The sequence below is a fragment of the Candidatus Woesearchaeota archaeon B3_Woes genome (assembly GCA_005222965.1).
GTDB lineage: Archaea > Nanobdellota > Nanobdellia > Woesearchaeales > B3-WOES > B3-WOES.
The window spans coordinates 1-6724 of sequence record NJBG01000003.1 but is presented as its reverse complement, the minus strand read 5'-3'; the positions used below and the strand labels follow the sequence as shown (position 1 = coordinate 6724).

General features: G+C 30.2%; 7 protein-coding genes and 1 pseudogene. 3 read left to right on the top strand and 5 right to left on the bottom strand.

The features are described from left to right. From CEE44_05495 to CEE44_05485, 3 genes are all read left to right on the top strand, one after another. The coding region (locus CEE44_05495) for a glycosyltransferase (GenBank protein TKJ16542.1) at window positions 1–1111 on the top strand (1111 nt) is incomplete at its 5' end. Window positions 1112–1198: 87 nt separating this feature from the next. Further along, on the top strand, window positions 1199–1723 hold the full coding sequence (locus CEE44_05490) for a hypothetical protein (protein TKJ16541.1): 525 nt from the start codon (window positions 1199–1201) through the stop codon (window positions 1721–1723). Further along, a complete protein-coding gene (locus CEE44_05485; protein ID TKJ16540.1) occupies window positions 1723–2028 on the top strand; it encodes a hypothetical protein in 306 nt (101 codons plus the stop codon). Before CEE44_05490 ends, CEE44_05485 begins: the two co-directional genes overlap by 1 nt. Before the next feature lie 46 nt (window positions 2029–2074). On the opposite strand, the gene CEE44_05480 is transcribed toward CEE44_05485, so the two are convergent. The 5 genes and pseudogenes from CEE44_05480 to CEE44_05460 all read right to left on the bottom strand — a co-directional run bounded on the left by CEE44_05480 (window position 2075) and on the right by CEE44_05460 (window position 6438). Beyond that, a complete protein-coding gene (locus CEE44_05480; protein ID TKJ16539.1) occupies window positions 2075–2719 on the bottom strand; it encodes a hypothetical protein in 645 nt (214 codons plus the stop codon). After that, window positions 2716–2907 carry a hypothetical protein gene (locus CEE44_05475; GenBank protein TKJ16538.1) on the bottom strand — a complete coding sequence of 64 codons (192 nt, stop codon included), beginning with the start codon at window positions 2905–2907 and terminating at the stop codon, window positions 2716–2718. The genes CEE44_05480 and CEE44_05475 overlap by 4 nt, the downstream gene beginning before the upstream one ends. Before the next feature lie 273 nt (window positions 2908–3180). Then, window positions 3181–4164, bottom strand: a pseudogene (locus CEE44_05470) (radical SAM protein). 342 nt (window positions 4165–4506) lie between these two features. Then, window positions 4507–5295: an acetyl-mannosamine transferase gene (locus tag CEE44_05465; protein TKJ16537.1), complete on the bottom strand. Its 789-nt coding sequence runs from the start codon at window positions 5293–5295 to the stop codon at window positions 4507–4509. Between the two features lie 30 nt (window positions 5296–5325). Continuing rightward, a complete protein-coding gene (locus tag CEE44_05460; GenBank protein ID TKJ16536.1) occupies window positions 5326–6438 on the bottom strand; it encodes a hypothetical protein in 1113 nt (370 codons plus the stop codon). Window positions 6439–6724: the final 286 nt, after the last annotated feature.

The window sequence follows — 6724 nt, the reverse complement described above, 5'->3', positions numbered from 1 at the left end:
CGAGGAACAGCAAAAAAAGGGCATTGAAATCGTGGTCATTACTTTATCAAATAAAAATTATATAGACTTCGTTAATGGTGTAAAAGTTTATTATATTTATCATTCAAATTTTTTCTGGCTTTTTAAATCTAATAGATATATAAAATTATTAATTCCTTTACGGCATCTGTTAAGTATAAAAAATCCTGTCATTGACAGAAAATTGAATAAAATACTTAAATCTGAAAATCCTGATATTGTTTATACCAATAACCTTATAGGCTTATCTTACTCTTTTTGGACAGTAATCAAAAAAAATAATATACCATCAGTTCATACTTTACGTGATTATTATTTATTGTGCTGGAAATCAACCATGTTTTCAAAAAATAGAAATTGCACCTCATTATGTTATACATGCAGGCTTTTTTCATTTCCCAAGAAATTTTTCTCAAAAAATGTTGATGTCGTTGTCGGACTAACAAACTATATCTTAATAAGGCATACCAACGAAGGGTTTTTTCCTTTTTCTAAAAAATTTATAATTGGCTCTCCTGTTAGAATCAACACAGGTATTAGCCAGAAAGAAATGATCCATGAACCATTAACATTTGCATTTATCGGTTTAATAAGTCAGACAAAGGGAATAGAAAAACTCCTGGAGACTTTTAGCAGCATGCAGAGTAATGCAAATCTTATAATATTGGGTAAAGCTAAAAATAAGAATTCTGAAGAAAATCTTAGATTAAAATTTTCTGCTAAAAATATTAAGTTTTTAGGGTTTTTAAATATTTCGGAATTTATGTCAAAAATAGATGTACTGATTATGCCTTCTTTATGGAATGAACCTTTTGGTAGAGTAATCATAGAAGCATATTCATATGGGGTCCCCGTAATCGGTTCTAACGGAGGCGGTATTCCCGAATTAATTGAAGATGGTAAAACCGGATTTATTTTTGATCCTGATAAAAATGGAGACCTGGAAAGTAAAATAACACTTTTTATTGACAACCCGGAGCTGATTTTTAGCATGTCGGAAAATTGTATTTACAAGGCAAAGCAGTATTCAGCTGAAGAAATTGCTATTAAATATATCGGCTTATATAAAAATTTATTATCCAGTAAAAAGTAAAATTATAAATTATTTGCACTATCTAAAAGTTGTATTTACAGCTATTAAGATAAAATCTCTTTTTATAACAGAAGCAGGAGATATATAATGTTAGAAAATAAGTTAACCAGCAGTGTTTGCAATCTAAAGATACCATTAACTCTTTCAAAGAATGAGAAATGGAAATCTTTTCCAATATTTGAAGGTATGACAGCAGGATTACTGGAAATTTCCTGCCATGTATTAGCGCTGGCAAAAGACCATAGCCAGCATGATCAGCATAATCATGACGAAGAAGAAATATTATTCCTTTTATCCGGAAGTGCAAATCTTATACATCCGGATAGTAATGATTTGGTAAAAAATGGAAATATGGATTTAAAAGAAGGCCAATTTGTCTACTATCCGGCACATTTTTCTCACACACTTAAAACGACAAGCGATATACCTGCTAATTGCTTAACGTTAAAATGGAAAACTAACTCAAAAAACAAAAATTCAGGACTAAATTTTGCTTATTTTAGTATACCGGACAATAAGGATAATCAAAAAAACAATAAGTTCTTCATTAAACCTGTATTTGAAGGTTCAACACTTTACTTTTACAGAAACTTCATTGCCATATGTCAGTAATGAATTCTGGTGGTGGCGTTAAGACTCATCGTGATATTTATGATGTAGTCTCTATAATACTGGAAGGCGAAGTAGAAACACTTGGTAAAAAAGCCACACCATATGATGTAATTTTTTATGCAACTGGTAAACCTCATAGTATATATAATCGAGGGAATAATGCAGCCAGAGAGGTTGCATTTGAATTCCACACAAATAAAGTAAGTTTGATTATTAGAATTCCTTACCTCTTAAGTTATTATTTCCATAAATTAATAAAATTGAAATTCTGGAAAAGTAAACTTAAAAAAATTTTAAGGTTTTAATCAAAAACAGAAAATAGAAAATAATTTATAATTTTTAAAATTTATACTAGTGTACTATTATGTCTCTTTCTCCATATCGGTGGAGTATTGGTCGCTTGATGCTATAAAGCTCGTAGGCATTTTCCCAAGTTTTGGACATGGTAGGACGGTGAACTTTCGAATGAAAACGCCGCTCAAAGTGGCCACAAAGGCGACAGAACTTCTTAAGCTGGTCATAAAGGTCATCATCTTCGGTGGGTAGTCTATCACGACCGGTGTCAAACCCAAATACTCGGTCTATTGCCCCTGCAGGAGCACAAGGGTAATATCCATATGGAGTAAGACCAATACCACTCATCTTAGCGAGATAACACCCATTTCGGAAATCGGCGAATTGATAGGCAATTTTATCGGATGGGGCAATGTTGAATGAATCAAATAATTGCTCTCGACAATTTTTATTACTATTTTTAATTATAATATCATCTGGAATAAATCTCAGGACTTCTCTAACTCGATGTCCATAACCGTTTGTATTAAGCTCGATTAAAGCCTCTGGAGCATAATCTAGACGCCAGTTACGTATCATATCAATGATTTCTAAAAGGTTTGGATGCAGCGTAGGTTCTCCCCCTAGTATTCTAATTCGTTCCCAGCGGATTTTGCCTGCAATACTCTCATCAAGGAATAGCCTGATTTGCTCCACTGTCATTCGCTCCTGAGAAGGCGCCTGGCTGCAGGAGCGGTCACAATTGTAGCATTTAAGGTTACAAGCATAGGTATATCAATTTCAATAAATTTTCGGCTGCGCTGATACTTAAGGCCTAAAACTCGTGTTACCAGTTTTTGAATACGCAGATATCCAAACGGAAGGAGACTATAGTATTCCCTCAATTTCATCAAATCTGAATAATGATAAAAAAATAAATAACCAAGCTCGAAATTTATCTTAAATATTTTTAATAACACTTTATATTTTCTGTTAATTAATGGGTTTGAAGTCAAAGAACATTTAGCCTAATTTTTTTATCTTTTCCTTTTATTTCACCAAATCTTTTTTTGTTTTAACCATTGTCTTGCAGTAAGCATCTTTTCAGCTATTTTATTTATTAATTTATATTCAAACAATTTATTCTCGATCATAACCAATTTTCTACTTTCCATAATGACATATTTAATATCTTTATTGGTAACCCAGGTTTTATATTCTTTTTTCCAGCCAAAGTTTTTACAGTGGATGCATGGAATGTCGTCTCTTTCTTCTGCCTTTCCCATTAACATTTCTCTTGCATAATTCATTTTTTCGGAATTAATACATTCATACAGTCCATCTTCTAAAATATTACCATAATCACCACCCCAATAGTTCACATCACACCCTAGAAGTCTTCCATCATAATTAATCTGTGGCTCGGTCCACATCCTCAAACACTGATTACAATAATCTCTCCCATATTTTTGCCTGAATTCTTCTCTGGTGGCTACACCCAAACCACTCTCTTTTCTAACCAATTCAGCATTTTTTATAGGTGAAAAAGACTCTACATAGAGATCATTCCAATTAAGTTTCAAATTAAATATCATATTCAGATTCCTGGCCATTTTTCTGGCTTCACCAATCTCGTTTTCATTATGCCCGAAAATGATAAACTGCCATTTCAATACCGGAAAAAAGGAATTATATTTATTTTTGAATCTGTTAATCGTTTTTATATTCTCAATGACCTGGTCAAAATTACCATTAACACGATAAACAGAATAAGTTTTCTGACTTGCCCCGTCTATGGCGCATGTTATTTGTCTAAACTTATATTTAACCAGTGCCTCCAGGACATTTTCATCGGCATTATTGAGATTTACGCCATTTACAGCATTTAAGGCAACATTGTGCATATATGCATATTTTATTATTTCGGGCAATTCCTTGTTTAAAAAAATCTCTCCCCAATTAGACAATTCAATACTATGTATCTGCGGGTTCTTGTCTACTATCTCCTTAAAATCTTTGAATTGCAGAAAACCCTTACCAAGCTTTTTACCTATTTCTCCGGTTGCTGTTGGGCAAGAGCGACATTTAAGCTGACAGACTGTAGAGGCATCCAGCCATATCTTTTTAGGTTTTATATTTGTTCTATTTGAGAAAGAAGAAAATTCCATATTTTTCTAATTTACCAGGATAAGATTATACTTTTTTCTAAAAATTATAATAAAATTTTAAACAATTTCAATTATTCTTCTGCTATTTTTAATTTATTGAAGTGTCATTACCCCTTTTTTAGTCCAGTTTTTAAGATATCTAAGCCATATTTAAACAAATATCTAATACTTTACATTCCGGAGCTGCCCTTGCTATATTCGATAGCACTATTAGGCCTTATGATATTGTAATAGGTCCTACATCTTTCAATTAGTATCTTAGTTTTCTGCATGGTGTCAAAGATTTTGCATTTATAAGGTTATAGGGAGTATGACAACATTCCCATAATACCAAATTTTATGTCATAATTTGTTTTTGTTTTGTCTAAAAACTTTTTTAAAATACATCTTTGCAAAAAGCAGAATAAATAATGTATTTGAGAAAAGATATCTTTTCCATAATCTCTTTGGTTCTTTGATAAGTCTATATAACCATTCAAGAGCAAAATCCTGCATCCATTTTGGCGCCCTCTTTATAATACTTGATGCAAATTCAAAAGATGCACCAATACCAATAATTAAATTAACATTTAACCTGTCTCTATATTCATTTATAAATACTTCCTGTTTAGGAAATCCCAATCCTATAAATAAAATTTGAGGTTTGACTTTATTAATTTCCTTAATAATTTTATCAACTTCATAAGCCTCTTTCTCGAATCCAAAAGCAGGTGATATGGTACCTACAATTTGAACTGATTTATAGGTCTGTTTTAATTTCTCTGCAGCATAATGTGAAGCGTTATTACGCCCACCTAGAAAAAAAATATGGTAACCTTTTAATGATGCAACCTTACACAGGGCAGGCAGGAGGTCTGAACCAGAAATTTTCCCTTTTAAGGGTTTGCCAAGCATTCTTGAAGCAAAATAAAGAACCTGACTGTCGTTTAAAATTAAATCTGCTTTGTAATAAATATTTCTTATATTAGGGTCTTCATTTATTTTAGTTATGTGAGCTACATTTACTGTAAAAATAACTATCTTTTTATTACAATCAATAAGAAAAGTGATTTTATCCAAAGCTTCATTAAATGAAAGATTATTAAAGTTTAAGCCGAATAATTCCAGGATCTCATTTTCTTTATTTTCCATAAAAAATGTTATACTTAAAAATTTGTTAAATCAGGATAAAATATTCTTATATAAATTTATAATTTCAAAAATTTTTGCTGACCAGCTGAATCTCTTCGAATTTTCCCTTGCTTTTCTGCCAATTTCTTCAAATAAATAAAATCCTTCAGAAAGAACAGAATCTACTAGTTGTGAGCATTTTTCAGAATCATTAAAATTAACTATGTATGCAGTCTTACTTTTACTTATGATATTCCTTAATGCTTCTATATCATTTGCAATACATACATTTTTTGATGCCATAGCTTCCACAAGAGTAAATCCAAAACCTTCGTATCTTGATGGGAAAAAACATATATGTGCTTCTTTAAGATTCTTTAAAAGCTCTTCATTACTAACAAAACCATGCCACCTGATTTGATGAGAAATATTCAAAGTCTCTATCATAATCTTTAATTCCGAAACATAATCGTTAAAACCATCTCCAATAATATCTAAAAACCAATCTTTAAATTGTACTTTAGCTAAAGTACGAAAAAGTAAATCAAGTCCTTTATTTTTGTCTACTCTTCCGAAATAAAGCAACTTTCCCGGTATTATTTTTTTATTGACATTTAAAAATTTTTTTAAATTTAATCCATTTTCTATTAAAATACTATTTTTTTTTAGTCCAATATTAAAAAAATACTTATAATCCTGAGGACTGTCACATAATATTTTATCAGAAAATAATTTAAGCATAGGTTTATAATAAAGTGGGATCATTAATAATTTTATTAGTTTTAAATCGTTTGTATGCAGAATGAAGCCGTGAGTGGAAATAACAATCCTATATTTAAAAAAAATTTTTAAAAAACAAACAGACTCAAATAAAAACCTCACATCATGTATATGAATTACATCAGCCCATTTAAGAATTCTAAAGGGTATTTTAAGAGGGATTGGTTTTTTATAACTACCAAAAGACCGAATCCTGAAAATATCTATTCCATTTAAATTTTCATAAGCTTTAAATTTCTTCTTTTTATTAAAAATATCATAATTTATAGTTAAAACACTACAATTTATATCTTGTTTTATTAACTCTTCGGAAATATCTTTAATATAAGTTTCAACTCCACCGATTCCTGGATAAAACCTTCTTGTAATATGTAAAATATTCATCTAATAATTTAATCCTTTTAAAAATAATTTTAATTATCTCTAATAAATTGTATACAACACAAATATTATATTAGTTTTTTATTTTTATTGTTATTAAAGTTAATTAATGATCCGTTCAAACCCAATAATGCGTCACTGAAATAAAATTAATATCTGTTCTTAAATGAAGCTTGTTAAAAAATAGTTAAAGTTTAAAAATACAAAAAGTTTAAACAAGTAAGTCATTTCAACATTATCCTTGTGACCTTACCCCATTCTTTAGTCCAGTTTTTAAGTTAGTATCTAA